Source organism: Sphingobium sp. BYY-5 (assembly GCF_022758885.1).
Taxonomy (GTDB): Bacteria; Pseudomonadota; Alphaproteobacteria; order Sphingomonadales; family Sphingomonadaceae; genus Sphingobium.
In genome coordinates, this window is the sequence record NZ_JALEBH010000001.1 from 2,170,554 (window position 1) to 2,196,445 (window position 25,892).

At 62.4% G+C, this 25,892-nt stretch carries 36 protein-coding genes; 4 read left to right on the forward strand and 32 right to left on the reverse strand.

Going from position 1 to position 25,892, the window contains the following annotated elements:
- The first annotated feature begins 3 nt into the window (after nt 1-3).
- Nucleotides 4-774 carry a CsgG/HfaB family protein gene (locus MOK15_RS10325; RefSeq protein WP_242932715.1) on the forward strand — a complete coding sequence of 257 codons (771 nt, stop codon included), beginning with the start codon at nt 4-6 and terminating at the stop codon, nt 772-774.
- 50 nt (nt 775-824) lie between these two features.
- Here the strand turns inward: MOK15_RS10325 and MOK15_RS10330 are convergent, their stop codons facing one another.
- From MOK15_RS10330 to rpsL, 29 genes are all read right to left on the reverse strand, one after another.
- Nucleotides 825-1,868 carry an acyltransferase gene (locus tag MOK15_RS10330; protein ID WP_242931538.1) on the reverse strand — a complete coding sequence of 348 codons (1,044 nt, stop codon included), beginning with the start codon at nt 1,866-1,868 and terminating at the stop codon, nt 825-827.
- Between the two features lie 140 nt (nt 1,869-2,008).
- Complete coding sequence (locus MOK15_RS10335) at nt 2,009-2,239, reverse strand: hypothetical protein (RefSeq protein ID WP_242931539.1); 231 nt, start codon at nt 2,237-2,239, stop codon at nt 2,009-2,011.
- A gap of 42 nt (nt 2,240-2,281) precedes the next feature.
- Nucleotides 2,282-2,938: an adenylate kinase gene (locus MOK15_RS10340; protein WP_242931540.1), complete on the reverse strand. Its 657-nt coding sequence runs from the start codon at nt 2,936-2,938 to the stop codon at nt 2,282-2,284.
- Nucleotides 2,939-2,989: 51 nt separating this feature from the next.
- Nucleotides 2,990-4,354: a preprotein translocase subunit SecY gene (secY, locus tag MOK15_RS10345; protein WP_242931541.1), complete on the reverse strand. Its 1,365-nt coding sequence runs from the start codon at nt 4,352-4,354 to the stop codon at nt 2,990-2,992.
- A gap of 190 nt (nt 4,355-4,544) precedes the next feature.
- The gene (rplO, locus tag MOK15_RS10350) at nt 4,545-5,081 is read right to left on the reverse strand and encodes a 50S ribosomal protein L15 (protein WP_242931542.1); all 537 of its coding nucleotides are present in this window, start codon (nt 5,079-5,081) and stop codon (nt 4,545-4,547) included.
- Between the two features lie 278 nt (nt 5,082-5,359).
- Entirely contained in the window at nt 5,360-5,539 is a 180-nt protein-coding gene (rpmD, locus tag MOK15_RS10355) for a 50S ribosomal protein L30 (protein ID WP_066560520.1), read from the reverse strand.
- A gap of 6 nt (nt 5,540-5,545) precedes the next feature.
- Entirely contained in the window at nt 5,546-6,262 is a 717-nt protein-coding gene (gene rpsE / locus MOK15_RS10360; protein ID WP_242931543.1) for a 30S ribosomal protein S5, read from the reverse strand.
- Nucleotides 6,263-6,264: 2 nt separating this feature from the next.
- Nucleotides 6,265-6,630, reverse strand: a complete 366-nt coding sequence (gene rplR / locus MOK15_RS10365) for a 50S ribosomal protein L18 (RefSeq protein WP_242931544.1) — start codon at nt 6,628-6,630, stop codon at nt 6,265-6,267.
- 1 nt (nt 6,631) lies between these two features.
- On the reverse strand, nt 6,632-7,165 hold the full coding sequence (gene rplF / locus MOK15_RS10370) for a 50S ribosomal protein L6 (RefSeq protein ID WP_242931545.1): 534 nt from the start codon (nt 7,163-7,165) through the stop codon (nt 6,632-6,634).
- Nucleotides 7,165-7,560 carry a 30S ribosomal protein S8 gene (gene rpsH, locus MOK15_RS10375; RefSeq protein ID WP_022682106.1) on the reverse strand — a complete coding sequence of 132 codons (396 nt, stop codon included), beginning with the start codon at nt 7,558-7,560 and terminating at the stop codon, nt 7,165-7,167. Before rpsH ends, rplF begins: the two co-directional genes overlap by 1 nt.
- Before the next feature lie 12 nt (nt 7,561-7,572).
- A complete protein-coding gene (rpsN, locus tag MOK15_RS10380; protein WP_007707881.1) occupies nt 7,573-7,878 on the reverse strand; it encodes a 30S ribosomal protein S14 in 306 nt (101 codons plus the stop codon).
- Between the two features lie 67 nt (nt 7,879-7,945).
- Nucleotides 7,946-8,521: a 50S ribosomal protein L5 gene (gene rplE, locus MOK15_RS10385; protein WP_242931546.1), complete on the reverse strand. Its 576-nt coding sequence runs from the start codon at nt 8,519-8,521 to the stop codon at nt 7,946-7,948.
- On the reverse strand, nt 8,521-8,832 hold the full coding sequence (gene rplX, locus MOK15_RS10390; RefSeq protein WP_007686567.1) for a 50S ribosomal protein L24: 312 nt from the start codon (nt 8,830-8,832) through the stop codon (nt 8,521-8,523). The genes rplE and rplX overlap by 1 nt, the downstream gene beginning before the upstream one ends.
- Entirely contained in the window at nt 8,832-9,200 is a 369-nt protein-coding gene (rplN, locus tag MOK15_RS10395) for a 50S ribosomal protein L14 (RefSeq protein ID WP_007686569.1), read from the reverse strand. Before rplN ends, rplX begins: the two co-directional genes overlap by 1 nt.
- Before the next feature lie 175 nt (nt 9,201-9,375).
- Complete coding sequence (gene rpsQ / locus MOK15_RS10400) at nt 9,376-9,639, reverse strand: 30S ribosomal protein S17 (protein ID WP_006960320.1); 264 nt, start codon at nt 9,637-9,639, stop codon at nt 9,376-9,378.
- A 14-nt stretch (nt 9,640-9,653) separates the two neighbouring features.
- Complete coding sequence (rpmC, locus tag MOK15_RS10405) at nt 9,654-9,857, reverse strand: 50S ribosomal protein L29 (protein ID WP_242931547.1); 204 nt, start codon at nt 9,855-9,857, stop codon at nt 9,654-9,656.
- 3 nt (nt 9,858-9,860) lie between these two features.
- Nucleotides 9,861-10,292, reverse strand: a complete 432-nt coding sequence (gene rplP / locus MOK15_RS10410; protein WP_179043900.1) for a 50S ribosomal protein L16 — start codon at nt 10,290-10,292, stop codon at nt 9,861-9,863.
- Between the two features lie 21 nt (nt 10,293-10,313).
- The gene (gene rpsC / locus MOK15_RS10415; protein WP_242931548.1) at nt 10,314-11,009 is read right to left on the reverse strand and encodes a 30S ribosomal protein S3; all 696 of its coding nucleotides are present in this window, start codon (nt 11,007-11,009) and stop codon (nt 10,314-10,316) included.
- Nucleotides 11,010-11,013: 4 nt separating this feature from the next.
- Nucleotides 11,014-11,400: a 50S ribosomal protein L22 gene (rplV, locus tag MOK15_RS10420; protein WP_242931549.1), complete on the reverse strand. Its 387-nt coding sequence runs from the start codon at nt 11,398-11,400 to the stop codon at nt 11,014-11,016.
- Complete coding sequence (rpsS, locus tag MOK15_RS10425; protein ID WP_021244948.1) at nt 11,400-11,675, reverse strand: 30S ribosomal protein S19; 276 nt, start codon at nt 11,673-11,675, stop codon at nt 11,400-11,402. Before rpsS ends, rplV begins: the two co-directional genes overlap by 1 nt.
- A 5-nt stretch (nt 11,676-11,680) precedes the next feature.
- On the reverse strand, nt 11,681-12,517 hold the full coding sequence (rplB, locus tag MOK15_RS10430) for a 50S ribosomal protein L2 (RefSeq protein WP_242931550.1): 837 nt from the start codon (nt 12,515-12,517) through the stop codon (nt 11,681-11,683).
- Nucleotides 12,518-12,527: 10 nt separating this feature from the next.
- Nucleotides 12,528-12,845 (reverse strand): 50S ribosomal protein L23, encoded by a 318-nt coding sequence (locus MOK15_RS10435; RefSeq protein ID WP_242931551.1) that lies wholly within the window; start codon nt 12,843-12,845, stop codon nt 12,528-12,530.
- Nucleotides 12,838-13,461 (reverse strand): 50S ribosomal protein L4, encoded by a 624-nt coding sequence (gene rplD / locus MOK15_RS10440; protein WP_242931552.1) that lies wholly within the window; start codon nt 13,459-13,461, stop codon nt 12,838-12,840. The genes MOK15_RS10435 and rplD overlap by 8 nt, the downstream gene beginning before the upstream one ends.
- Nucleotides 13,462-13,464: 3 nt before the next feature.
- Nucleotides 13,465-14,220, reverse strand: a complete 756-nt coding sequence (gene rplC, locus MOK15_RS10445; RefSeq protein WP_242931553.1) for a 50S ribosomal protein L3 — start codon at nt 14,218-14,220, stop codon at nt 13,465-13,467.
- 273 nt (nt 14,221-14,493) lie between these two features.
- Nucleotides 14,494-14,802, reverse strand: a complete 309-nt coding sequence (gene rpsJ, locus MOK15_RS10450) for a 30S ribosomal protein S10 (RefSeq protein WP_007686587.1) — start codon at nt 14,800-14,802, stop codon at nt 14,494-14,496.
- 208 nt (nt 14,803-15,010) lie between these two features.
- Nucleotides 15,011-16,201, reverse strand: coding sequence for an elongation factor Tu (tuf, locus tag MOK15_RS10455; protein WP_242931554.1), 1,191 nt, complete (start codon nt 16,199-16,201; stop codon nt 15,011-15,013).
- A gap of 136 nt (nt 16,202-16,337) precedes the next feature.
- Nucleotides 16,338-18,410 carry an elongation factor G gene (gene fusA / locus MOK15_RS10460; protein ID WP_242931555.1) on the reverse strand — a complete coding sequence of 691 codons (2,073 nt, stop codon included), beginning with the start codon at nt 18,408-18,410 and terminating at the stop codon, nt 16,338-16,340.
- A gap of 187 nt (nt 18,411-18,597) precedes the next feature.
- A complete protein-coding gene (rpsG, locus tag MOK15_RS10465) occupies nt 18,598-19,068 on the reverse strand; it encodes a 30S ribosomal protein S7 (protein ID WP_021227559.1) in 471 nt (156 codons plus the stop codon).
- Nucleotides 19,069-19,086: 18 nt separating this feature from the next.
- On the reverse strand, nt 19,087-19,458 hold the full coding sequence (gene rpsL / locus MOK15_RS10470; protein WP_004208728.1) for a 30S ribosomal protein S12: 372 nt from the start codon (nt 19,456-19,458) through the stop codon (nt 19,087-19,089).
- A gap of 502 nt (nt 19,459-19,960) precedes the next feature.
- On the opposite strand from rpsL, the gene MOK15_RS10475 reads away from it, so the two are divergent.
- The 3 genes from MOK15_RS10475 to MOK15_RS10485 all read left to right on the forward strand — a co-directional run bounded on the left by MOK15_RS10475 (nt 19,961) and on the right by MOK15_RS10485 (nt 22,126).
- Complete coding sequence (locus MOK15_RS10475) at nt 19,961-21,142, forward strand: M23 family metallopeptidase (protein ID WP_242931556.1); 1,182 nt, start codon at nt 19,961-19,963, stop codon at nt 21,140-21,142.
- Nucleotides 21,123-21,506, forward strand: coding sequence for a polymer-forming cytoskeletal protein (locus MOK15_RS10480; protein WP_242931557.1), 384 nt, complete (start codon nt 21,123-21,125; stop codon nt 21,504-21,506). The genes MOK15_RS10475 and MOK15_RS10480 overlap by 20 nt, the downstream gene beginning before the upstream one ends.
- 122 nt (nt 21,507-21,628) lie before the next feature.
- Nucleotides 21,629-22,126: an N-acetyltransferase gene (locus MOK15_RS10485; protein WP_242931558.1), complete on the forward strand. Its 498-nt coding sequence runs from the start codon at nt 21,629-21,631 to the stop codon at nt 22,124-22,126.
- Between the two features lie 403 nt (nt 22,127-22,529).
- On the opposite strand, the gene MOK15_RS10490 is transcribed toward MOK15_RS10485, so the two are convergent.
- The 3 genes from MOK15_RS10490 to MOK15_RS10500 are packed head-to-tail and all read right to left on the reverse strand — an operon-like array spanning nt 22,530 to nt 25,871.
- Nucleotides 22,530-24,038 (reverse strand): YifB family Mg chelatase-like AAA ATPase, encoded by a 1,509-nt coding sequence (locus tag MOK15_RS10490; RefSeq protein WP_242931559.1) that lies wholly within the window; start codon nt 24,036-24,038, stop codon nt 22,530-22,532.
- 26 nt (nt 24,039-24,064) lie between these two features.
- Nucleotides 24,065-24,742: an RlmE family RNA methyltransferase gene (locus tag MOK15_RS10495; RefSeq protein ID WP_242931560.1), complete on the reverse strand. Its 678-nt coding sequence runs from the start codon at nt 24,740-24,742 to the stop codon at nt 24,065-24,067.
- A 10-nt stretch (nt 24,743-24,752) separates the two neighbouring features.
- Nucleotides 24,753-25,871 (reverse strand): Ppx/GppA phosphatase family protein, encoded by a 1,119-nt coding sequence (locus MOK15_RS10500; RefSeq protein WP_242931561.1) that lies wholly within the window; start codon nt 25,869-25,871, stop codon nt 24,753-24,755.
- Nucleotides 25,872-25,892 lie beyond the last annotated feature (21 nt).

Below are 25,892 nucleotides of genomic sequence, written 5' to 3' on the forward strand. Positions count from 1 at the left end.
GAAATGCGTGGATTGAAGACGCTGACCGCCACGGTGGTATGCCTTGCCTTGGCGATGCCGCAAGCGATGGCAGAAGATAAAAAAGGTTCCTCCGGCCGCCAGGCCCAGACGAAAAAGCAGATGGAAATTCCCCACTGCACCAAACGCCTCGGCACCGTCGCAATCGTTGAACCCGACAATCAGTGGTGGCGCGAACTCAGCCTTGGCAGCCCGGAAGCAATCATCAAGCTGTTCGTGCAGCAATCGGGTTGCTTCGGCCTCGTCAATCGCGGCCGCTCTATGGCCAGCCGCAACATGGAACGCGCCATGGCCGACTCCGGCGAACTGCAGGCGGGATCGAATCTAGGCAAGGGCCAGGTGAAGGCGGCGGACTATTTCCTGCAGCCCGATATCGTCACCACCAACAGCAATAGCGGTGGCAACGCGATTGGCGGCCTGCTCGGCGGCTTCATGGGCGGCACCCTCGGCGCGATCGCCGGCGGCATCTCGGTCAAGAAGAAGGAGGCCAATGTCACTCTTTCGATCGTCAACGCCCGCACCACCGAGGAAGAAGCGATGACCGAAGGCTATTTCCGCAAATCGGACCTCAGCTTCGGCGGCGGCGGCGGCCTGGGCTGGATGGGTGGCCTCGCCGGCGCCGGTGGTGGTGGCTACCAGAATACCGAGATCGGCCAGGTGATCGTGCTCGCCTATCTCGACGCTTATACCAAGCTGGTGACGCAGCTTGGAGGCCTGCCGGCTAACGCGGCGGCGGCGGCGCCTGTGGCGCAATAAGCGGCACCCCCATTGTCAAAAGGGCGCGGTCGGAAACGATCGCGCCCTTTTCATGTCTGGCTGGGCGCGGTATCGGGCAAGGGCGCCCGTGCCTCACGACGGCGTTTCCACCAGGCAAGAACCGCCTCGCCGACCGGCCGTTCGACGAGGCGGTTGATGGCCGTACCCAATAGCAACGCCACCATGAAGGCGACGGCAAAGCCGATCCATGGGCTATAGCCCGCCCTGGCGAATTCCAGCATGACGACGAAGCCCACATGCTGGTGGATCAGGTAGAAGGAATAGCTGATCCCGCCCAGCCAGACGAGCGGCTGCAAGCGCAGGAAGCGCAGATGACCATGGATCAGCGCCCCAAACGCGATCAGCAGGACGCAACCGACGATGGCCACGTCCCATGTCTCCATGGTCGCGATCGACAGCAGCACCAACGCGGCATAGGGTGCCTGCTGGCGCAGCGTCCGCTGCCCGCACCAGACACGATAGGCCAACATGCCGATGACGAAAAAGGGCGTGTAGCGCAGCACCAGCACCATGATGATCCGCTCCGGCATGTCCGGCCAGGCCCAGTAGAGCCACCGTATCATCAGCCACGCTGCCAGCACCGGTTCCAGCCGCCGAATGCCGATGAACTTCCAGATCGCGATCATGCAGAAATAGAAGGCGATCTCGACCGTCAGCGTCCAATAGGCGCCATCCACCTCCGGCAGGAAGGCAAAGCCTTGCAGCATGGTGACATTCGCAAGGATCGCAGCCGGTCCAACCAGCAATTGCGTCGCTTGCGCCAGATATTCGATCGACAAGGTCAGCAGCATCGCCACCAGATAGGCGGGATAAAGCCGCGCGAAGCGGTTGACGACGAAATCGGCGACCGTCCGGATACGATCCAGCGTGAAGAAAATCGCAAAGCCGGAAATAGCGAAGAAGAGCAACACCCGATAGTTGCCGCCGGGAAAGCTGAACGGCACATGCGCCGCCTGCGGGAACAGTTGGTGGAAGCGGGTGGAATAATGGAAGATCAGTACACACAGGGCACCGATACCGCGCAGGGCGTCCAGTTCCGTCAGGCGGCCATGGGAGAGCGGCGTTCCGGCCATGCGCTCTCATAGCAACAGCGCAGCAATGAATCCGTTAAGTTCGTGGTTAACGATGCGCGCAATATCAACGATTTTTGCTATTTTCTTGCCAGATTGAAACAGAAACGCCCGCGCGATTGATAGGACTGACCCAGGCCGGCTCAGCGCCTGTCCGACTCGGCCACCCGTTTCAGCCCGGCCAGTTGCTCGGCCAATAGCTGATCGACCAGCGGCGCCAGTTTCGCCGAACCACCGCGCAGATAGACCGCCTCGGCGCTCGCCGCGATCTCGACCCGGCTTTCGGTCGCGAAACCGTTCTCGCTCACCCCCGTCACAGCAGAATGGGCTGGTGTGGCCATCGCCACACCAGCCCATGCCAGTAACCCGATCATGCGCATGTCTCCGCCTCCCTCTTGTCCGGGAGGCAGCCTAACTCATGCCCCGCCGCGGTCCAATATGCCAGCGATCGCAACGGTCACGTCATCCATGTCGGCCATGCCGTCCACCCGCGACACGATACCACGCGCCTCGTAGATCGGCAGGATCGGCGCAGTCTTGGCACGATATTCGGCCATGCGCGTGCGCACCGTTGCCTCATTGTCGTCGGGACGACGCTTGAATTCATGCCCATGGCATTTGTCGCACTCGCCCTCGACCTTCGGCTGCTTGAAGATATCATGATAGCCTTCGCCGCAGGTCGCGCAGGTGAAGCGGCCGGTGATGCGCTCGACCAGCGCCTCTTCATCCACGTTCAGCTCGATCACATGGTCGAGCGTGCGCGCCCGCGCCGCCATCAGTTCGTCCAGCAATTCAGCTTGACGCTCGGTACGCGGATAGCCGTCAAAGATGATTCCGGTCTCAGGCGACAGCTTGTCCATATGCTCGCCCAGGATCTGCGCCATCAGTTCGTCCGGGAAGAATTTGCCGGATTTCATGATCTCGTCGGCCATCTTGCCGACTTCGGTGCCTTCCTTGACGGCGGCACGCAGAATGTCGCCCGTCGACAACTGCATCATGCCCCGACTGTCCACCAGGCGCGCCGCCTGCGTGCCCTTCCCGGCACCCGGAGGGCCAAGCAGAATGATATTCATTGCGCGCATACTCCCCTGTTTGTGCGCTGTAGGTCGTAAGCCGTGCGCCCCTCAGCGCAGACGACCCTTGAGCTTCGCCTTCTTGATGAGATCGCCATATTGATGGGCGAGCAGATGGCTCTGAATCTGGGTCACGGTATCGACCGTAACATTGACCACGATCAACAGGCTAGTCCCGCCAAGATAGAAGGGAATTCCCGCCCTGGCGATGGCGAACTCCGGCGCAAGACAAATGAAGGCCAGATAGGCGGCACCGATCACGGTGATGCGCGTCAGCACATAATCCAGATAATGTTCGGTGTTCTTGCCCGGACGGATACCGGGGATGAAGCCACCGTTGCGTTTCAGATTGTCGGCCGTCTCTTCCGGATTGAACACCACAGCGGTGTAGAAGAAGCAGAAGAAGACGATGCCGAGGCCATAGAGCGCCATGTAGACCGGGCTGCCGTGCGACAGATACTGGTTCAGCGTCAGGACGAAATCGCCCCACTTGCTTTCACCTGCCACGGTGTTGCCCGCAAACTGCGAGATGGTGAGCGGCATCAGCAGCAGCGATGATGCAAAGATCGGCGGAATCACGCCGGCGGTGTTGACCTTGAGCGGCAGATGGCTGCGGTCCGCCTGCATCAGGCCCTGACGTGTCTGGCGCTTGGGATATTGGATCAACACCCGGCGCTGCGCGCGTTCCATGAAGCAGATCAGCAGGACCAGCCCAAGTGCCAGCACGATGATAAGCATAATCAGCAGACCGGAGATCGACCCTTCGCGACCTGACTTGAACAGGTTGCTGAGCGTCACCGGCAACTGGGCCACAATGCCCGCCATGATGATGAGCGACACGCCATTGCCGATACCGCGTGAGGTGATCTGCTCACCCAGCCACATCAGGAACATGGTGCCGCCGATCAGCGACACGACCGCCGTCAGACGGAACAACAGGCCTGGATCGACCACCGCCTGCACGCCCGACTGGGCGCCAAAACTTTCAAGGCCGACCGCGATGAAATAGCCCTGCACCGCCGTCAGCGCGACCGTACCATAGCGGGTATATTGGTTCAGCTTCTTCCGGCCGCTCTCGCCTTCCTTCTTGATCGCCGCAAGCTGGGGCGAGAGGCTGGAGCCGAGTTGGACCACGATCGAGGCGGTGATATAGGGCATCACGCCGAGCGCGATCAGGCTCATGCGCGACAGCGACCCACCGGAAAAGGTGTTGAAGATGTCGAGGATGCCGCCATTCGTCTGGGCATAAAGCGTCGACAGCGCGGTCGGATCAACGCCCGGCAACGGTACGAAGCTCAGGAAACGGAAGACGATCAGCGCGCCCAGCGTGAACCACAGGCGCTTCTTGAGGTCGGTCGCCTGGCTGAATTTCGCGAGGCTGAGATTGGATGCGAGCTGGTCGGCTCTCGATGCCATGGTGGCTGCCCTTCAAATCACTCTTGCCCAGATGGAGATCCGAGCCGGAATCGCATTCCCCTTAGCGGGGGCTTGGGGCGCTGTCGAACCGGGATTTGCCGCCCTTGCAACAAACAGCGTCCCCGATACACATGACCCCGCCGACCCATATCGGGCAGCGGGGTCATGCTTGCAAGACTTGCAGACCGGATCAGGCCTTCGCTGCGGCCTTCTTGGCGGCAAGGGCGGTGCCCTTCTTCGCCTTGGCCTTCTCAGCCGCGGGAACGACTTCGATCACATCGACCTTGCCACCGATCTTTGCGACCGCCTCGACCGCGCCCTTCGACGCGCCGGCGACCAGGAAGCTGACCTTGGCCGTCAGTTCGCCCTTGGCGAGCAGACGGACGCCGTCCTTGCCGCCACGGGCCAGGTTCGCCGCCTTCAGCGCGGCGTGATCGACAGTGGCGTTGGCGTCCAGCTTGCCGGCGTCAATCACCTTCTGCACTTCACCCAGGTTCACGATCGCGTAATCCTTGGCGAAGATATTGTTGAAACCGCGCTTCGGGATGCGCATGTGGAGCGGCATCTGGCCACCCTCGAAGCCGTTGATGCTGACGCCCGAACGCGCCTTCGCACCCTTCTGGCCGCGACCGGCGGTCTTGCCCTTGCCCGAGCCGATACCACGGCCGACGCGCATCCGGCCCTTGCGGGCACCGGCATTGTCATTGAGTTCGTTAAGCTTGGTCATATAATGCACTCGCTTTCGCTTTTGTCGCGCGAGACATGATTGCCTACGGGTAATCATGCCGAAGTCCCAGCCAAGGCTGGGACCGCTGACGGCCAGATGCGCCCTTGCGGATCACGTCTGACCAGATGAAACCGGGGGTCTCCTCATCGAGGACGCGCCATCCGGCCTGAGAACCCAGCCTGTGCTGGTATTTTCGGAACCGCGCCTGTAGCGCGCCTCTGAAAAAAACGAAAGAGGGGTTTCCCCCTCTCACGCTTTCTATCGATGAACCGAAGGGTTTAGCCTTCGACCACCGCAACCATGTGGGGGAGCTTCTTGATCGCACCGCGGACTTCCGCCGTGTCTTCAAGCTCCACCACCCGGTGCATCTTGCCAAGGCCCAGACCGATCAGAATCTTCTTCTGGTCGGCGGGGCGACGGATCGGCGAACCGATCTGCTTGATCTTGATTTTCGCCATATCCTGTTACTCCGCAATCGCTTCGGCATCAGCCTGCGCGACTTCGTCCGAGGCGCCACCGCGACGCAGAAGGTCGGCGACCTTCTTGCCACGGCGCTGCGCCACCGACTTGGGGCTGGTCTGTTCGCCCAGCGCCGCGAAGGTCGCACGGATCATGTTGTAGGGGTTCGACGTGCCGTTCGACTTGGTCACGACGTCTGCGACGCCGAGGCTTTCGAACACGGCGCGCATCGGACCACCCGCGATGATACCCGTACCGGCAGGCGCCGAACGGACAGTCACCTTGCCCGCACCGAAATGGCCAAGGCCATCATGATGCAGGGTGCGGCCTTCCTTGAGCGGAACGCGGACCATCGCCTTCTTGGCAGCGGCAGTCGCCTTGCTGATGGCTTCAGGCACTTCGCGCGCCTTGCCATGGCCGAAACCCGCACGGCCCTTGCCGTCGCCGACAACAACGAGAGCAGCGAAACCGAAGCGCTTACCGCCCTTGACGGTCTTCGAGACGCGGTTGATGTGAACCAGCTTCTCGATCAGCTCTTCGCCCTGCTCCTCGTCGCGGTTGCCGCGACGATCGTCGCGACGGCCACGGCCACCGCGATCGCCACGGTTGCGATCGCCGCCGCCACGGTTGCCACGGCCACGGCCGGGACCACGACCTTCGGTCGGTGCAGCCTCGACGCCCTCGACGGGCGCGACGACTTCATTGGTATTTTCGTCAGCCATGATCAGAACTCCAGCCCGCCTTCACGGGCGGCATCGGCCAGCGCTTTGACGCGGCCATGGAACAGGAAGCCACCACGGTCGAAAACGACGCGGGTGACACCGGCTGCGGTCGCCGCAGCGGCGACACGCTTGCCGACTTCGGCTGCGGCTTCGGAGCTGGCGCCGGTCTTGCCCAGAGCCTTGGAGCCGACATCCTTGTCCAGGGTCGACGCCGAAGCCAGGGTCTTGCCCTGTGCGTCGTCGATGACCTGGGCGTAGATGTGACGACCCGACCGGTGCACGCTCAGGCGGGGCTTGTGACCCGAAACCGCCTTGAGCGCGGTGCGAACGCGGCGACGACGCCGCGCGAAGAGGGAAAGCTTTGCCATCTTACTTCTTCTTCCCTTCCTTGCGGAAGATGAACTCGCCGGCGTACTTGATGCCCTTGCCCTTATAGGGTTCGGGCTTACGCCAGCGACGGATCTCGGCCGCGACCTGACCAACCTGCTGCTTGTCGATGCCGCTGATCTCGACCGTAGTGTTATCCGGGGTCTTGATCTCGATGCCTTCCGGAATCTCGAAATCGACGTCGTGCGAATAGCCGAGCTGCAGCTTCAGGGTCTTGCCCTGCGAGTTGGCGCGGTAGCCGACACCGGTGATGAGCAGCTTCTTGGAGAAGCCCTCGGTCACGCCGGTAATCAGGTTCTGGATCAAGGTGCGCTGCATACCCCAGAACGCGCGAGCGCGCTTGGTGTCATTGGCAGGCTTCACCGCGATCAGGCCGTCTTCGACGCTGTAGGTGACTTCGTCGGCCAGCGGAATCGCGAGGGTACCCTTGGGGCCCTTCACCGACAACTGACCGTCTGCGATCGACGCGGTCACGCCCGAAGGCACTGTGACCGGCTTTTTACCAGTGCGGCTCATCAGAACACCTCCGCCAGCACTTCGCCGCCGACATTCTGTTCGCGCGCTTCGGCGTCGGACAGAACACCGCGAGGCGTCGAGACAATGGTGATGCCCAGGCCGTTGCGAATAACCGGCAGTTCCTTGGAACCCGAATAGACGCGGCGGCCCGGCTTGGACACACGGGCGACATGCTTGATCGCCGGCTGGCCCTCGAAATATTTCAGCTCGATGCGCAGGCCGGGGTGCTTGCCGAGGGCTTCCTCGGAATAACCACGGATATAGCCTTCGCGCTGCAGCACGTCGAGCACGCGGGCGCGCAGCTTCGAAGCGGGGGACACAACGCTGTCCTTCTTCGCCTGCTGCCCGTTGCGGATGCGGGTGAGCATATCACCCAGGGGATCGGTCAATGCCATCTCAAATGATCCTTACCAGCTCGACTTGGTGACGCCGGGGATCAGGCCCTTGTTGGCCAGATCACGCAGCTGCACGCGGCAGAGGCGGAATTTGCGGTAGTAAGCGCGGGGACGCCCCGTCAATTCGCAGCGGTTCCGAACGCGGGTCGGGTTGCCGTTGCGGGGGATCTCCGCCATCTTCAGACGCGCGATCAGACGATCGCTGTCATCGGCCGCGGTATCATTCGCGATCGCCTTGAGCTTCGCATAGCGGCCGGCATATTTCTTTACCAGCTTCTTGCGGCGCTCGTTCTTGTTGATCGAACTCAGTTTCGCCATGACTTAAGTTCTCTTCCTTAGCTTAAGCGTTGGGAGAGAAGCGGGGCCAGATTCCCTAAAAAGGGTTTCAGGCCGCCTGCTTCTCTTCTTCCTGCGGGAAGGGGAAGCCGAAAAGGCGCAGCAGTTCGCGCGCTTCGTCGTCCGTCTTCGCGGTGGTGGTCACGATAATGTCCATGCCGCGCACCTTGTCGATGCGGTCATAGTTGATCTCCGGGAAGATCAGCTGCTCCTTGATGCCGAAGGCATAGTTGCCACGACCATCGAAGCTCTTCGGGTTCAGACCACGGAAATCGCGCACGCGAGGCAGCGCGATGTTGATGAGGCGGTCCAGGAACTCGTACATGCGCTCACGGCGCAGCGTGACCTTGGCGCCGATCGGCATGCCTTCACGCAGCTTGAACTGCGCGATCGACTTGCGAGCCTTGGTGATGACCGGCTTTTGGCCAGCGATCAGTTCCATTTCCTCAGCCGCCGAAGTAACCTTCTTCTTGTCCTGGGTCGCTTCGCCCACGCCCATGTTGAGCGTGATCTTCTCAATCTTGGGCACTTCCATGACGTTCTTGTAACCGAACTTCTCGGTCATCGCCTTGGCGATTTCAGCGTCATACTGCGCCTTCGAGCGCGGAATATATTTGTCGCTCATTACAGCACCTCACCGGACTTGACGGCGACGCGGACCTTCTTGCCGTCGCGATCCTCGAAACGGACGCGGGTCGGCTTGCCATCCTTGTCGGCGACAGCGACGTTCGAAATGTGCAGCGGCGCAGGCTTGCGCTCGATGCCACCCTGCGGGTTCGCCTGGTCGGGCTTGCGGTGACGTGCGTGCACGTTGATGCCTTCGACCAGGACCTTGTCGTCCTTCGGCAGCACCTGCAGGACGGCACCGGTACGGCCCTTGTCCTTGCCGGCCAGGATGACGACCTTGTCGCCCTTCTTGATCTTCGCAGCGCTCATTACAGCACCTCAGGGGCGAGCGAGATGATCTTCATGTGCTTCTTGGCGCGCAGTTCGCGAACGACCGGGCCAAAGATACGGGTGCCGATCGGCTCCTCGTTCTTGTTGATGAGCACAGCGGCATTGCCGTCGAAGCGAATCACGCTGCCATCAGCGCGACGCACGTCCTTGGCGGTGCGCACGATGACGGCGCGATGCACGTCACCCTTCTTCACCTTGCCACGAGGCGCAGCTTCCTTGATCGAGACGACGATGATGTCGCCCACGCTCGCGAAGCGACGCTTCGAGCCGCCCAGCACCTTGATGCACTGGACGCGCTTGGCGCCGCTGTTGTCAGCGACGTCAAGATTGGATTGCATCTGGATCATGGATCCGGTTCCTTCTTATTTGGCCTACCGGGACAATTCCCGGCGGTTCCGAATTTCGTGCATAGAGACTCATGACGAGCCTTTGACTCTACGCGAAGCGCGGGCCTGTACCCTTTCCGAGAGGAAAAGGCCAGCCCCGCGCCCCATTTTAGTTCAAAGGCTCAACGAGCCTCCCTCAGGCCGCCGTCTCCGGCGACTTGTGGGTGTCCACGCGCTCGATGACCTTCCAGGTTTTGAGCTTGGAAATCGGCGCGGTCTCTTCGATGCGGACCGTTTCGCCTTCCTTGTAGACATTGCCCTCGTCATGGGCGTGATACTTCTTCGAACGGCGGATAATCTTGCCGTAGAGCGCATGCTTAACCTTGCGCTCTACACGAACCACCACCGTCTTGTCGGTCTTGTCGGAAACCACCGTTCCCGTCAGCACGCGCTTGGGCATCGTGTGTTTCCTTCTTACTTCGCAGCCGAGCGGTTACGCTCGGACTGAAGGGTCTTGATCTGCGCAATCGACCGGCGAACTTCCTTCACCCGGCTGGGCTTTTCCAGTTGGTTGGTGGCCGCCTGGAAACGCAGGTTGAACTGCTCGCGCTTCAGGTTGTTGAGTTCGGTCGACAGTTCGTCGTCCGTCTTGGTCTTGAGGTCGGCAACGTTCGCCACGGCTTAACCCTCCAGGTGCGAGGTGTCGCCGAGGCGGGCAACGACCTTCGTCTTGATGGGCAGCTTCATCGCGGCGCGCGAGAAGGCCTCTGCTGCGAGCGGACCGGGGACGCCATCCAGTTCGAACAGGATACGGCCCGGCTTGACACGAGCGGCCCAATATTCGACCGAACCCTTGCCCTTGCCCTGACGGACTTCGGCAGGCTTCTTCGACACGGGAACGTCGGGGAACACGCGGATCCACAGACGGCCCTGACGGCGAATATGACGGGTGATCGCGCGGCGCGCCGCCTCGATCTGACGCGCGGTGACACGCTCAGGTTCCAGTGCCTTCAGACCATAGGAACCGAAGTTCAAAGCCGAACCGCCCTTGGCGTCGCCCTTGATCCGGCCCTTGAAGGTCTTGCGGAACTTCATTTTTTTCGGTTGCAGCATGACGCTATACCTACCTTATTCTCAGCGCGCCGGGCGCACGCCGGAGGTTTGAGCCTCCAGCATCAGCCGGTCGGTCGCGAACGGATCATGGCCGAGAATCTCGCCCTTGAAGATCCAGACCTTGATGCCGCACACGCCATAAGCGGTGTGCGCCGTGGCTTCGGCATAGTCGACGTTCGCGCGCAGCGTGTGCAGCGGAACGCGACCTTCACGATACCATTCGACACGCGCGATCTCCGCGCCGCCCAGACGGCCGCCGCAGGTGATCTTGATGCCTTCGGCGCCCAGACGCAGGGCCGACTGCACCGCACGCTTCATCGCACGGCGGAACGCCACGCGACGTTCGAGCTGATCGGCGATGCCCTGCGCAACGAGCTTGGAATCGACTTCCGGCTTGCGGATTTCGACGATGTTCAGGCTGACGTCCGAAGAGGTCAGGCTGCCCAGCTTCTTGCGCAGCTTCTCGATGTCCGCGCCCTTCTTGCCGATGATGACACCGGGACGGGCAGCGTAGATCGATACGCGGCACAGCTTGGCCGGACGCTCGATCACGACCTTGGAGATCGCGGCCTGCGGCAGGTTCTTCATGATATACTGGCGGATCTTAAGATCCTCCAGCAGCAGGCGACCATAGTCGGCGCCTTCCGCGAACCAACGGCTGTCCCAGGTACGGTTGATCTGCAAACGCAGACCGATCGGATTGCTCTTGTGACCCATAGTCTTACGCCTCCGCCTCTTCTGCAGCTTCACGCACGACGATACGCACGCGGCTGAAGGGCTTCAGGATCCGGGTCGACTTGCCGCGGCCGCGAGCGTGGAAGCGCTTCAGGGTGAAGCTCTTGCCCACCGATGCTTCCGCGACGACCAGAGCGTCGACGTCCAGATTGTGATTGTTTTCCGCATTGGCGATGGCCGAAGCCAGCACCTTGCGCACGTCAACCGCCATCGCCTTCTTCGAGAAGGCGAGGATGTTCAGCGCTTCCTCGACCTTGCGGCCGCGGATGAGCGTCGCCACCAGGTTCAGCTTCTGGGCCGAACCACGGATCTGCGTGCCAACGGCCAGCGCCTCATTGTCGGCGACGCGACGGGGAGCCTTTTCCTTGCTCATTAGCGCTTGCCCTTCTTGTCGGCAGCGTGACCGGGGAAGTAGCGGGTCGGGGCGAATTCGCCCAGCTTGTGACCAACCATATCCTCGTTAACGGACACCGGAACATGCTTGCGGCCGTTATAGACGTTGAACGTCAGGCCAACGAACTGCGGCAGGATGGTGGAACGACGCGACCAGGTCTTGATCGGCGCACGGCCACCCGCGTCCTGCGCGGCTTCCGCCTTCTTCAGAAGGCTGAGGTCCACGAACGGACCTTTCCAGACGGAACGAGCCATCTCGCTTACCTCTTCTTCTTCGCGTGGCGGCTACGGATAATGAACTTGTCCGTCGCCTTGTTGTGGCGGGTGCGCGCACCCTTAGTCGGCTTGCCCCAGGGCGTAACCGGATGACGGCCGCCGGAGGTCCGGCCTTCACCACCGCCATGCGGGTGATCGACCGGGTTCTTCGCCACACCGCGCGTCAGAGGACGCTTGCCGAGCCAGCGGTTGCGGCCGGCCTTGGCGAGGTTGGTGTTGGCGTTGTCCGGGTTGGACACGGCACCAACGGTGCCCATGCAGTCCGAACGGATGTAGCGCTGCTCGCCCGACGACAGACGGACCATCACCATGCCACGATCGCGACCAACCAACTGGGCATAGGTGCCCGCCGAACGGCAGAGCTGTCCACCCTTGCCGGGCTTCATCTCGATATTGTGGATGATGGTGCCGACCGGCATCTGGCCCAGTTCCATCGCGTTGCCGGGCTTCACGTCGGTCTTCTTGCCGGCGACGATCTTGTCACCGGGAGCAAGACGCTGCGGCGCCAGGACATAGGCCTGGGTGCCGTCGGCATAGTTGACCAGCGCGATGAAGGCGGTGCGGTTGGGGTCATATTCCAGACGCTCGACCGTGCCCTCAACGTCCCACAGGCGACGCTTGAAGTCGATGATGCGGTAACGCTGCTTGTGGCCGCCGGCGATGCCGCGCGACGTCACATGGCCCTTGTTGTTGCGGCCACCGGTCTTGCGCTTGCCTTCGGTAAGCGCCTTGACGGGCTTGCCCTTGTGCAGACCGCTGCGGTCGACGAGGATCAGGCCACGCTGGGCCGGGCTCGTCGGGTTATAGTGCTTGAGTGCCATCTATCCCGCCTCAAATACCGGTGGTGACGTCGATGGACTTACTGTCGGCAGTAAGCGTCACGATCGCCTTCTTCACGTCCGAACGCTTGTAGGGCTTACCCTTCCAGCGCTTGACCTTGCCCTTCTGAACCAGCGTGTTGACCGCCTTCACGGTCACGCCGAACAGGGCTTCGACAGCCGCCTTGATCTCCGGCTTGGTGGCATCGCCGGCGACCTTGAAGACCACGGCGTTGTTCTCGGAGAGAAGGGTCGACTTCTCGGTGATGACCGGCGCGACAACCACATCGAAATGACGGTTGTTCACGGTCGCGGCTTCTTTCTTAGCCATTGAAACGGGCCTCCAGCTTTTCGACCGCGGCGCGGGTAAGCACCAGCGAATCGGCCTTCAGGATGTCGTAGACGTTGGCGCCAACGGCCGGCAGCAGGTTCACGCCGATGATGTTCGCCGAAGCCTTCGCGAAACTGACATTGACCGCATCGCCGTCGATGAACAGCGCCTTGGTCAGGTTCAGCTTGGCGAGGTGCGCGACCAGAGCCTTGGTCTTGCCTTCCGCCACGTCGAGCGTGTCGAGAACGATCAGCGAACCGTCCTTGGCCTTGGCCGACAGGGCCATCTTCAGGCCAAGCGCACGCACCTTCTTGTTGAGGTCGTGACCGAAGTCACGGGCGCGGGCGCCGTGCGCCTTACCACCGCCGATGAAGATGGGCGCCTTGCGATCGCCGTGACGAGCCGTACCGCCGCCCTTCTGGCGACCGAACTTCTTGCCGGTGCGGGCGACATCCGAACGCTCGCGGGTAGCGCGGGCCGGGGCACGACGCTTTTCGAGCTGCCAGGTGACGACGCGGTGCAGGATATCGGTGCGAGGCTCGATACCGAACACGGCATCGTTCAGCTCCACTTCACCGGCAGCTTGCGCGTCGAGGGTCTGTACATTGACCTTCATGGTTTAGCCCTCCTGGCCTTCGGTCGCTTCGGGAGCGACTGCTTCTTCAGCAGGCGTCTCGGCCGGAGCGTTGTTGCTGTTCCCCGCAGCCTTCAGGCTGGCGGGATACGGAACGTCGGCGGGACGCTTCACCTTGACGGCGTCGCAGACGGTCAGCCAGGTGCCCTTGGCGCCCGGAACGCTGCCCTTGACGAACAGCAGACCGCGCTCGACGTCGGTGCGCACGATTTCCAGGTTCTGCTGGGTTCGCTCGCGATCACCCATGTGACCGGCCATCTTCTTGTTCTTGAAGACGCGACCCGGATCCTGACGATTACCCGTAGAACCATGGGCACGGTGGCTGATCGACACGCCGTGGGTAGCGCGCATACCGCCGAAGCCCCAGCGCTTCATGGCGCCGGCAAAACCCTTACCCTGGGTGTGACCGGCAACGTCGACCAACTGGCCAGCGATGAAATGATCGGCCGCGATCTCGGCGCCGACATCGAGGAGCGCGTCCTCGGCGACACGGAATTCGACCAGGCGCGCCTTCGGCTCCACTTCCGCCTTGGCGAAGTGGCCGCGCTGCGGCTTGGCGACATTCTTGACCTTCGCGACACCCGCACCGAGCTGAACCGCAACATAACCGTCACGATCAACTTCCTTGCGAGCCACGACCTGATTGCCCTCAAGGGCCAGAACCGTAACCGGAATATGCCGTCCGTCCTCCTGGAACAGACGGGTCATCCCGACTTTCTTAGCGATCACGCCTGTGCGCATCACTGATTACTCCCATAGAGGCCCGCCTTAGCAGCGGGCGTATCCAACGAAAAAACCGCTCAGGATCTCTCCTTCGCGGCCCAACCCAATGTATAGATCACCCCGTCCGGGTTGGATGCCGATCCCGCCAGGGAAAGGCGACGGGGGACCAGGACCACGCGCCGTTCCGGTTTACCGGAAGGGCCGTGCGGTATCCCTTGTGTCGTTTGAGCTTCCGGCAGACCGGAATGCCCGATACCCTGCCCTCCTTTCGGAAAGCAGGGACTTGTCGGCTTATGCCAACTTGATCTCGACGTTCACGCCGGCAGCCAGGTCCAGCTTCATCAGCGCGTCGACCGTCTGCGGCGTCGGCTGCACAATGTCAAGCATACGCTTGTAGGTGCGGACCTCGAACTGCTCGCGCGACTTCTTGTCGATGTGCGGACCACGGTTGACCGTGAACTTTTCGATGCGCGTCGGAAGGGGAATCGGACCGCGAATGAGGGCGCCGGTGCGGCGGGCGGTGTCGGCGATGTCGCCGGTCGCCTGATCGAGCACGCGATGATCGAACGCCTTGAGGCGAATGCGGATATTGCTGTCCATAGTTCCTGTACCGATGCGAAAGAGCCAAATACCGGAGCATTTTCATGAATCAGCCGGAGCAGCCGATGATTTACAAAAATGCGCCAACAAAAAAATATCCGCCCCGACATTTGCCCTTCTAGCTCATTCGAGCCGGAGAAAGGCGATCCGGGGCGGTTAAAATCCTCAGCGGCGCGAATCAGACGATTCGCGCCGCTGCGGTCCTATATTACTTCGAGATCGTGCCGACAACCCCTGCGCCGACGGTACGACCGCCTTCACGGATTGCGAAACGCAGACCGGAGTCCATCGCGATCGGGGCGATGAGCTTAACGCCGAGCTTCACATTGTCGCCAGGCATGACCATCTCGGTGCCTTCGGGCAGGATCACTTCGCCGGTCACGTCCGTGGTACGGAAGTAGAACTGCGGGCGATAGTTCGCGAAGAACGGGGTGTGACGGCCGCCTTCTTCCTTCGACAGAACGTAGACTTCGGCGTCGAACTCGGTGTGCGGAGTGATGGTGCCGGGCTTGGCCAGAACCTGACCGCGCTCGACTTCTTCACGCTTCGTGCCGCGAACCAGCGCGCCGATGTTGTCGCCCGCACGACCTTCGTCGAGCAGCTTGCGGAACATTTCAACGCCGGTGACGGTGGTCTTGGTGGTCGGCTTCAGACCGACGATCTCGACTTCTTCACCAACCTTGATGATGCCGGTTTCGACACGACCGGTGACGACGGTGCCGCGACCGGAGATCGAGAACACGTCTTCGATCGGCATCAGGAACGCCTTGTCAACCGGACGCTCCGGCTGCGGAATGAAGCTGTCGACAGCGGCCATCAGCTTCAGAACGGCGTCGTGGCCGATTTCAGGGGTCTTGTCCTGAAGGGCAGCGGCAGCCGAACCGGGGATGACGGGGATATTGTCGCCGTCGAAATCGTACGAGCTGAGCAGCTCGCGGATTTCCAGCTCGACCAGTTCGAGGATTTCGGCGTCGTCGACCAGGTCGACCTTGTTCATGAACACGACGAGCTGCGGCACGCCAACCTGGCGAGCGAGCAGGATGTGCTCGCGGGTCTGCGGCATCGGGCCGTCGGTGGCCGACACAACCAGGATCGCACCGTCCATCTGGGCGGCACCGGTAATCATGTTCTTGACGTAGTCAGCGTGGCCGGGGCAGTCGACGTGCGCGTAGTGACGGGCTTCGGTCTCATATTCGACGTGGGCGGTCGAAATGGTGATGCCACGCTCGCGCTCTTCGGGCGCCTTGTCGATATTCGCATAGTCGACGAAGGTCGCGCCGCCGGTTTCGGCGAGTACCTTGGTGATCGCCGCGGTCAGCGAGGTCTTGCCATGGTCGACGTGACCGATGGTGCCGATGTTGCAGTGCGGCTTGTTCCGCTCAAACTTAGCCTTAGCCATTTTATCCTACCTTCTAATCAAATCAGCTTTGGTCTGACCGCTCGGCCGCGCCTCGCGAAGGCGCGTCCATAGCAGCAAATTTTCAGATTACCAGCCCCTAACCGAGCCGTTCGCACGGCCCGGCCAGAGAAAATCATCAGGCCATCTTCGCCTTGACTTCGTCCGCCACATTCTGCGGCACTTCGTCATAATGCGAGAAGATCATCGAATAGTTCGCACGCCCCTGGGTGAACGAACGCAACGAGTTCACATAGCCGAACATGTTGGCCAGCGGGACCATGGCCTCGACCACCTGCGCGTTGCCGCGGGTGTCGGTGCCCTGGATCTGACCACGGCGGCTGTTCATGTCGCCGATGACATCGCCCAGATATTCTTCCGGAGTGACGACCTCGACCTTCATGACCGGCTCAAGCAGGGTGATGCCCGCCTTCTGCGCCGCTTCGCGCATCGCTGCACGACCGGTGATTTCGAATGCCAGCGCCGACGAGTCGACGTCATGATAGGCGCCGTCATAGAGCAGGATCTCGAAGTCGATGATCGGGAAGCCGATCAGCGAGCCGGTAGCTGCCGTTTCGCGCATACCCTTTTCGATCGCCGGGATATATTCCTTGGGAATATTACCGCCCTTGATCTCATCCTTGAAGATGATACCCGCGCCGCGCTCACCCGGCGTCAGCTTCACCTTGATGCGGCCGAACTGGCCGGTGCCGCCCGACTGCTTCTTGTGGGTATAGTCGATGTCGACGGGCTTCTTCAGATATTCGCGATAGGCCACCTGCGGCGCGCCGACATTCGCCTCGACCTTGAACTCGCGCTTCATGCGGTCGACCAGGATTTCGAGGTGAAGTTCGCCCATGCCCTTGATGATGGTCTGGCCCGATTCGTGATCGGTCGTGACGCGGAAGGACGGGTCCTCGGCGGCCAGGCGGTTGAGCGCGACGCCCATCTTTTCCTGGTCAGCCTTGGTCTTGGGTTCAACCGACAGTTCGATCACCGGCTCAGGAAATTCCATCCGCTCCAGAATGATCGGCTGGCGTTCGGCGCACAGCGTATCACCAGTGGTGGTTTCCTTCATGCCGGCCAGCGCAACGATGTCACCCGCATAGGCCGCCTCGACGTCCTCACGCGAGTTCGCGTGCATGAGGAGCATACGGCCGATCTTTTCCTTCTTGTCCTTGACCGAGTTCAGATAGGTGCCCTTGGTCAGGGTGCCCGAATAGACGCGCAGGAAGGTGAGCGAACCGACGAACGGGTCGTTCATGATCTTGAACGCCAGGCCGGAGAAAGGCGCGTCGTCCGCGGTCTTGCGGCTGTCGGGTTCTTCCGTGTCGGGGTTGATGCCCTGCACGTCGGGGATGTCCAGCGGCGAAGGCAGATAGTCGACCACCGCGTCGAGCAGCGGCTGAACGCCCTTGTTCTTGAACGCCGAGCCGCACAGCACCGGCGTGAACGCCTGCTCCAGCGTGCCCTTGCGGATCAGCTTCTTGAGCGTGGCGGTGTCGGGCAGATTGCCTTCGAGATAGGCCTCCATCGCCTCGTCATCCTGTTCGACGGCGAGTTCGATCAGCTTTTCGCGATATTCGGCGGCCTTGTCGGCGAGGTCGGCCGGAATCTCCTCATAGGAGAACTCAGCGCCCAGATTCTCATCTTTCCAGATGATCGCGCGATTCTCGACCAGGTCGACCAGCCCCTTGAAGTCCGATTCCGCGCCAATGGGCAGATACAGGACGGCCGGGGTTGCGCCCAGACGGTCGATGATCGTCTGCACGCAATAATAGAAATTGGCGCCGGTGCGGTCGAGCTTGTTGATGAAGCACATCCGCGGAACCTTGTACTTGTCCGCCTGGCGCCACACGGTTTCCGACTGCGGTTCAACACCCGCAACGCCGTCGAACGCGGCGACCGCGCCGTCGAGCACGCGCAGCGAACGCTCGACTTCGATGGTGAAGTCGACGTGGCCGGGAGTGTCGATGATGTTCAGGCGGTGATCGTTCCAGAAACAGGTCGTCGCAGCCGACGTGATGGTGATGCCACGCTCCTGCTCCTGCTCCATCCAGTCCATGGTGGCAGCGCCGTCATGGACTTCGCCGATCTTGTAGGACTTGCCGGTATAGTAAAGGATACGCTCGGTCGTGGTGGTCTTGCCGGCGTCGATATGCGCCATGATACCGAAATTGCGATAGCGTTCGAGCGGATGGCTGCGGGCCATGATGCTTCTCCGTTGCCGGCGCGCCGGCGGTTGGGGATTCGTTTGATCTGGGCGTGGCCCCTAAACCAATCCGTTCGCCATGGGTAGCCACCCATGGCGAACGGACCAATTCTCGAAGCCGAATGTCGAAGCGGGCACCGGAGCGCCCGCCACGATTTTACCAGCGGCACTTCTGCCGCTATCGCTGTTACCAGCGATAGTGCGAGAAGGCGCGGTTCGCTTCCGCCATGCGGTGCGTGTCTTCGCGCTTCTTCACGGCATTGCCGCGGTTGTTGGCGGCGTCCAGCAGCTCACCCGACAGGCGCGCGGCCATGGTGGTTTCGCTGCGATTGCGCGCGGCAGTAATCAGCCAGCGAATGGCCAGTGCCTGGGCGCGCTCAGGACGCACTTCGACGGGAACCTGGTAGGTCGCACCGCCAACGCGGCGACTGCGGACCTCGATGCCCGGCTTCACATTGTTCAGGGCATCATGGAACATGCCGATCGGATCCTTCTTGGCGCGGGTCTCGACGGTTTCGAGAGCGCCATAGACGATCGATTCAGCAACGGCCTTCTTGCCGTCCTGCATGATGCTGTTCATGAACTTCGACAGCACGATATCACCGAACTTGGGATCCGGCAGGATAACGCGCTTTTCGGGGCGACGACGACGTGACATATTTCTGGTCTCCCCTTCTTACTTCGGACGCTTCGCGCCGTACTTCGAACGGCTCTGCTTACGATCCTTGACGCCCTGGGTATCCAGAACGCCGCGCAGCACATGATAGCGCACACCGGGAAGGTCGCGTACGCGGCCGCCACGGATCAGCACAACGCTGTGCTCCTGAAGGTTATGACCTTCACCCGGAATGTAGGTGATGACTTCGCGCTGGTTGACCAGACGCACCTTCGCCACCTTACGGAGAGCCGAGTTCGGCTTCTTCGGGGTTGTCGTGTAGACGCGGGTGCAAACGCCGCGCTTCTGCGGGTTCGCATCCATTGCAGGGACCTTCGATTTGGTCTTCTGCAGTTCGCGGCCCTTGCGGACCAACTGGTTGATTGTTGGCATGAAGCCCTTCACCTTTTCAGTTACTTTACCGTGGCATTCCCGTGTTCCAAGCCATTTGGAAAGCAAAACCTCCAAACAGCAAAGGCCCCGGTGGGCATAAAGCCCCCTGGAGCCGCAAGAGCACCCGGCAATGTTCAGCTCTAGTGGCGCCCAGGGATATGTCGCGAGGAGACGAGTCTCCGTACGGCAGGCCGCTGGGCGAGCGGCGCTATAGCGATGCATGTCCCATGGGTCAAGAAGGCGCCTGAAAGCCCGTTATCCTTACCCCGGCAACATAGGAAAAAGGCGGTGGCGAGCCGACTCGATCAAGGGAACCGGATTCGGTGCGTGACATAATCGCCGAAAAGTGAAAAATATTGTCAGATCGATGGAACCAACGTCCGATTCCATCATTTCACCGCATCAAGCATTCGACTCGTCACGAGTCCGGGACACCGGATTCGCGCGATGGGCGGAGCTTTGCTAGCGGCTCTGCTCGAAGTAGAGAGTCGCGGGGTCGCACTTGTCGCATCAGAAGAAAAAGGGAGGGGCCGGCCTCCGGGACCGGCTTGCCGCCCTATGCCCTGAGCGGGAAATTTTCCTGCGATCCGGCGGCCAGGTCAAATTCATCCGTATTTCCCGCCGCGCGCAGATTGGCGCCTTCGGCCTTGCCGCAATTGCGCTGCTCGGCTGGGGTGGCGTCACCCTGTCGATGATGGTGAACAGCCTGTCTGTCGCGCATCAGCGCGCGGCGCTCGACCAGCAGGGCCGCTCCGTCGCGACCGCCGCCAGCAAGGTGGATGGCTATCGCAAGTCGGTCGATGATCTGGCGCAGGATCTGGAAGCCCGCCAGGATTTCATGGATGATCTCTACAAAACCCATTTCGGGACCGAGGACAGCAAGGCTGAAGGCGCCGACCTGGTCGGCCCGGAGAAAGCCGGCAAGAAAGACACCCCCTCGGCCAAGATCAGCATGGCGCCGGAAGCCGCGCCACTGGTCCGGCTGGAAGAGCGGCAGCGCCGCTTCGCCCTGTTGCTGACCGCGGCGGTCGAACGCCGCGCCAACAAGGCCGCCGCCGCCATCCGCAGCTTCGGCCTCAACCCCGACAGCCTCGCCCGCAACGCCGCGCGCGCGCAGGGCGGCCCCTTCGTCCCATGGAAGGGCGAGAAGGGCGCGATGACCGACGAACTGGAACATCTCGCTGACGCCATGGCCCGGATGGAGTTTCTCGAACGCAGCTTGTTGACGATCCCGTCAGGCAAGCCGACCGCCGCGCCGATGCTGTCCAGCTCCTACGGCTATCGCCGCGACCCGTTCAACGGCCATGCCGCCTTCCATGCCGGCCTTGACTTCCCCGGCCGCTACGGCCAGTCGATCCAGGCGGCCGCCGGCGGCAAGGTCAGCTTCGTCGGTCAGCGACAGGGCTATGGCAATGTCGTCGAAGTCGAGCATGGCAATGGTCTGATGACCCGCTATGCGCACTTGTCCGGTTTTGCCAGCCGCGTCGGCCAGCAGGTCGCACGCGGCGACACGATCGGCCGTATGGGTTCCACCGGTCGCTCGACCGGCACGCACTTGCATTTCGAGGTCCGGCTGAACGGCCAGGCCATCAACCCTCGCCGTTTCCTGGAGGCCCGCAAAGATGTTCTCCAAGTCCAGCAAGTCGCCACGGCCCGTTTCGCCGATGTCGGCAACCGGAGCTAAGCATACCCCCTTCTCGCTGATCGGCAGCGACGTGACGATAACGGGCAATCTGTCCGCATCGGTCGATCTGCATGTCGACGGCATGATCGAGGGCGACATTAGTTGCGCGTCGCTGGTGCAGGGACCCGATAGCCGCATCACCGGCCATGTGACGGCGCAAAGCGCGCGCCTCGCCGGCCTGGTCGACGGATCGATCGCCGCCGATCAACTGGTGGTGGAAAGCAGCGCCCGGATCACCGGCGACGTGACCTACACCACCATCACGATCGAAGCGGGCAGCCGCATCGAGGGCCGCTTCGCTCACAAGGATAATGAGGCGCCCGCGACCGAACTGAAGCTGATCGCCAACGACAGCGCGGGTTGATCGACGGAACGTCGACCGATCTTTCTTGTCCAGGGATTGGCTCACAGAGTGTTGGTGAGTGGAGAATCCTCTGCTTGTTTTCGGATGGACAAGACCGGAAGTGGCCATCTATCCTATGACCAATGCAGATAGTTCAAGAACGCCCCGGCGACGAGACGGCCATCCGCGCCGTGACGCAAGCCGCTTTCATCGGCCTGCCCCATAGCCAACAGACCGAAGCAGCCATCATCGATGCGCTTCGTGCTGCGGACGCGCTTACGATATCGCTCGTCGCCCTGGACGATAGTGCGTTGGTTGGACATGTCGCCTTCTCGCCCGTCATGATCGATGGCGCGGATCGCGGATGGTTCGGGCTTGGCCCGGTTTCGGTCGCTCCTGAGCGTCAACGCGACGGAATTGGCTCCCGGCTCATCAGGCATGGCCTGGAGCAACTGAAAGCCGACGGCGCGCGCGGCTGTGTCGTTCTTGGCGATCCCGAATATTATCGGCGCTTCGGATTTGAACCGAACCCCGATCTGAAATATCCCCATGCACCGTCCGAATATTTTCAGGCGCTCGCATTCCATGATGAAAATCCCCTCGGCGAGGTCGAGTATCATGCGGGTTTCAACGCAACTTGAACGCTGAAACGGCAGCCTGTCACATAACCGATTGGGCCGTTTACAGTCATCCCCCCGTAAGGTGAGGATCATTATGTCCGCTGCTGATCGTTCGAAGACCAACCGCTTTCCCTGTCGACCGCACCAGATCGCATCCAACCATATCGATCCGTAACCTCGCGGCCACAGGGTCGACAAAAAACGTCCTATTTCTCGCCCCGACGTCATTTCACCCTGTCCTATTTCCCTCCGGCCAGATTATCCTCCGTCCGTCTTTGAATTGCCGGACCAGTCCCGCCTTCGCGCGCCGGCGCACGCGCGCACATGCGCGCGCCAGAGTGTGAACTTCGGCGTAGAACAATCACTTATGCCACACCTTCGCCGCGACGCGACGGCGGCGCGTTCCTATCGAAAGCCCGCGCCGTTAATTGACCGGCGCCCGCCGCCGGTAACTGAGTGCTTCGGCGACATGCACCCGCCCCACTTCTTCCGCGCCGCCCAGGTCGGCGATCGTCCGCGCCACGCGCAGCACACGGGTATAGCCACGCGCCGACAGTTTCATCGCCACAGCCGCCTGCGCCAACAACTGCCGGCCCGGCTCATCCGGCCCAGCGACATGCTCCAGCCGCTCGCCATCCACCTCGGCATTGGTCCGGACCCCGCTCCCGGCATAGCGCGCGGTCTGCACTGCCCGCGCCAGCGCCACCCGCGCCGCGACTTCGGCCGATCCCTCGGCCGGCGGCGGCAGCACCAGGTCGGCGGCCGTCACCGCCTGCACCTCGACATGCAGGTCGATACGGTCGAGCAGCGGCCCCGACACCTTGGCCTGATAGTCCGACGCGCAGCGCGGAGCACGCGAACAAGCCAGCGCCGGGTCGCCCAGATGCCCGCAGCGGCACGGATTCATTGCGGCAATAAGCTGCACCCGCGCCGGAAAGGTCACATGCGCATTGGCCCGCGCCACCGTCACCTCGCCCGTTTCCAGCGGCTGGCGCAGCGAATCGAGCACAGTGCTCTGAAACTCCGGCAATTCGTCCAGGAACAGCACGCCCAGATGCGCCATGCTGACCTCGCCCGGTCGCGCCTTGATGCCCCCGCCGACCAGCGCCGCCATCGACGCGCTGTGATGCGGGTTGCGGAACGGCCGCGCCCTGCTGATGCGTCCGCCCTCCAGCGTGCCGGCGACGCTTGCCACCATCGAGCTTTCCAGCGCCTCGGATGGGGTCATGTCGGGGAGAATGCCCGGCAGGCAGCTCGCCATCAGCGACTTGCCCGCACCCGGTGGCCCGACCATCAGCAGATTATGACCGCCCGCCGCTGCGATCTCCAGCGCGCGCTTGGCGACTTCCTGCCCTTTCACCTGTTTCAGGTCCGCCGTCCGTACCGGTGCGGCGACCGCGCCCGGCTGCGGTGGGGAAAGCGCGGAAGTCCCCTTGAAATGATTGAGCAGGCTGAGCAGGTCCGGCGCGGCGACCACTTCCACCCGCCCTGCCCAGGCGGCCTCGGCGCCCTGGGCCGCCGGACAGACCAGTCCCATTTCCTGCCCACCGGCATGGAGCGCGGCCAGCAATACGCCGGGCGACGGTGCGGTGCGTCCGTCCAGCCCCAGCTCGCCGACCACGACATAGTTCGACAGCGTCTCCGCATCGATCACCCCCATCGCGCCCAGCAGGGCCAGCGCGATCGGCAGGTCGAAATGCGATCCTTCCTTGGGCAGGTCAGCGGGCGAGAGGTTCACGGTGATGCGCTTGGGCGGCAGCGACAGGCCGATGGCAGCAATGGCGTTGCGCACCCGCTCGCGGCTTTCCGCCACCGCCTTGTCGGGCAGGCCGACGAGAATGAAGTTGGGAAGGCCAGGGACCAACTGGCACTGCACCTCAACGGCGCGCGCCTCCAGCCCCAGATAGGCCACCGTCGAAACCGTTGCGACCAATTGCCCCCAATCCCCCTGTCAGCAGCCTATCCGGCCGGTTCGTCCGCGCGCCCTTTGAACCCCTGCGCCACGACATACCATTCGACGCTGCCCTTGCGGCTGGCCGGCGGCTTGGCGTGCTTGATCGTCGTGAAATTCTTCTTGAGCAGCACCAGCAATTCGCCATCGGTCCCACCCGCGAACACCTTGGCAACGAAGGTGCCGCCCTTGCGCAGATTCTCCACCGCGAACAAAGCCGCCGCCTCGACCAGCCCCATCGTGCGCAGATGGTCGGTCTGGGCATGGCCCACCGTGTTGGCCGCCATGTCGGAAATCACCAAGTCCGGCTCCTGCCCCAGCGCCTCGCGCAGCAGGTCGGGCGCCTTGTCGTCCATGAAATCCATTTCGAACAGGGTGACGCCGGGAATCGGATCGACCGGCAGCAGGTCGATGCCGACCACAGCCGCCTTGGGCGCCATCTTGCGCACCACCTGCGCCCAGCCGCCCGGCGCCACGCCCAAGTCCACGACCGCCCGCGATCCCTTCACGAAATGGAATTTCTCGTCCAGCTCGATCAGCTTGAAGGCTGCGCGGCTGCGCCATCCTTCCGCCTTCGCCTTGCGGACATAGGGGTCGTTGAGATGGCGTTCGAGCCAGCGCACCGACTGGGCCGTACGTCCCTTGGCCGTCTTGACCCGCACCTTGCCGGCGCCAGATCCCCTCATGACTCGCCCCTCACATCATCCTCCCGTCGCGGTCCATCAGCCCGCGCAATATGCCCTCTCGAATCCCGCGGTCGGCGACGCCCAGTCGCTCGGCCGGCCAGATGTCGAGAATCGATTCCAATATGGCGCAACCCGCCACCACCAGGTCGGCGCGCTCGGTGCCGATGCAGGGCAGTTGTTGCCGCTCGGCCAGCGCCATGCCCGACAGCCGGTCCGAAATGGCGCGCATCGATTCGCACGGCACGATCAGCCCATCGATCGCCTGCCGGTCATAGCGCGGCAGGTTGAGGTGCAGGCTGGCCAATGTCGTGACAGTCCCCGACGTACCGAGCAACCGGATGGCCTCCGCATCGCGCGGCAATCGCCGGGCAAGCGGCGAAAAGGCGTCGGCCACCCGCGCGCGCATTCGACCATAGGCGGCCAGCCGCTCGGCCGGATCATCATGGTCGAAAGCCTCGCTCTCGGTCAGCGATACGACTCCCCAGGGCGCGCTCACCCAATCGACGATGTGCGGCGTGCCATCGCCCCGCGCATCGACCAGCACCAACTCGGTCGATCCACCGCCAATATCGAAGATCAACGCCGGCCCGTCGCCCGGCTCCAGCAGCACATGGCAGCCCAGGACCGCCAGCCGCGCCTCCTCCTGCGCACTGATGATGTCGAGCGCGATGCCAGTTTCGCGATAGACCCGCTGGATGAACTCGGCGCCGTTCGATGCGCGGCGGCACGCTTCGGTCGCGACCGATCGGGCGAGCGTCACATGGCGGCGGCGCAGCTTGTCGGCACAAACCGACAGGGCGGCGATAGCGCGATCGATCGCCGCATCGCTGATCCGGCCGGTCGACGCCAGTCCTTCACCCAGCCGAACGATGCGCGAAAAAGCGTCGACGACGATAAAACCGTCAGCGGAAGGCTTGGCGATCAGCAACCGGCAATTATTGGTGCCCAGGTCGATCGCGGCATAGGATCGCCGTTCACGTGCGCCATGGAGCGCAAATCCCCGTTGCTTCGACGGGGGAGGAATGGCCGCAGCCTTGCTCCCATTGCCTGGACCGGAGTGGGCGCGCTTGCCCGCATAACGGTCGGCCGGGCCGGAACTCTGCGGCAATGGGCGGCTGTGCTGCACCATGGCCGTAACTCACTTCTGCAC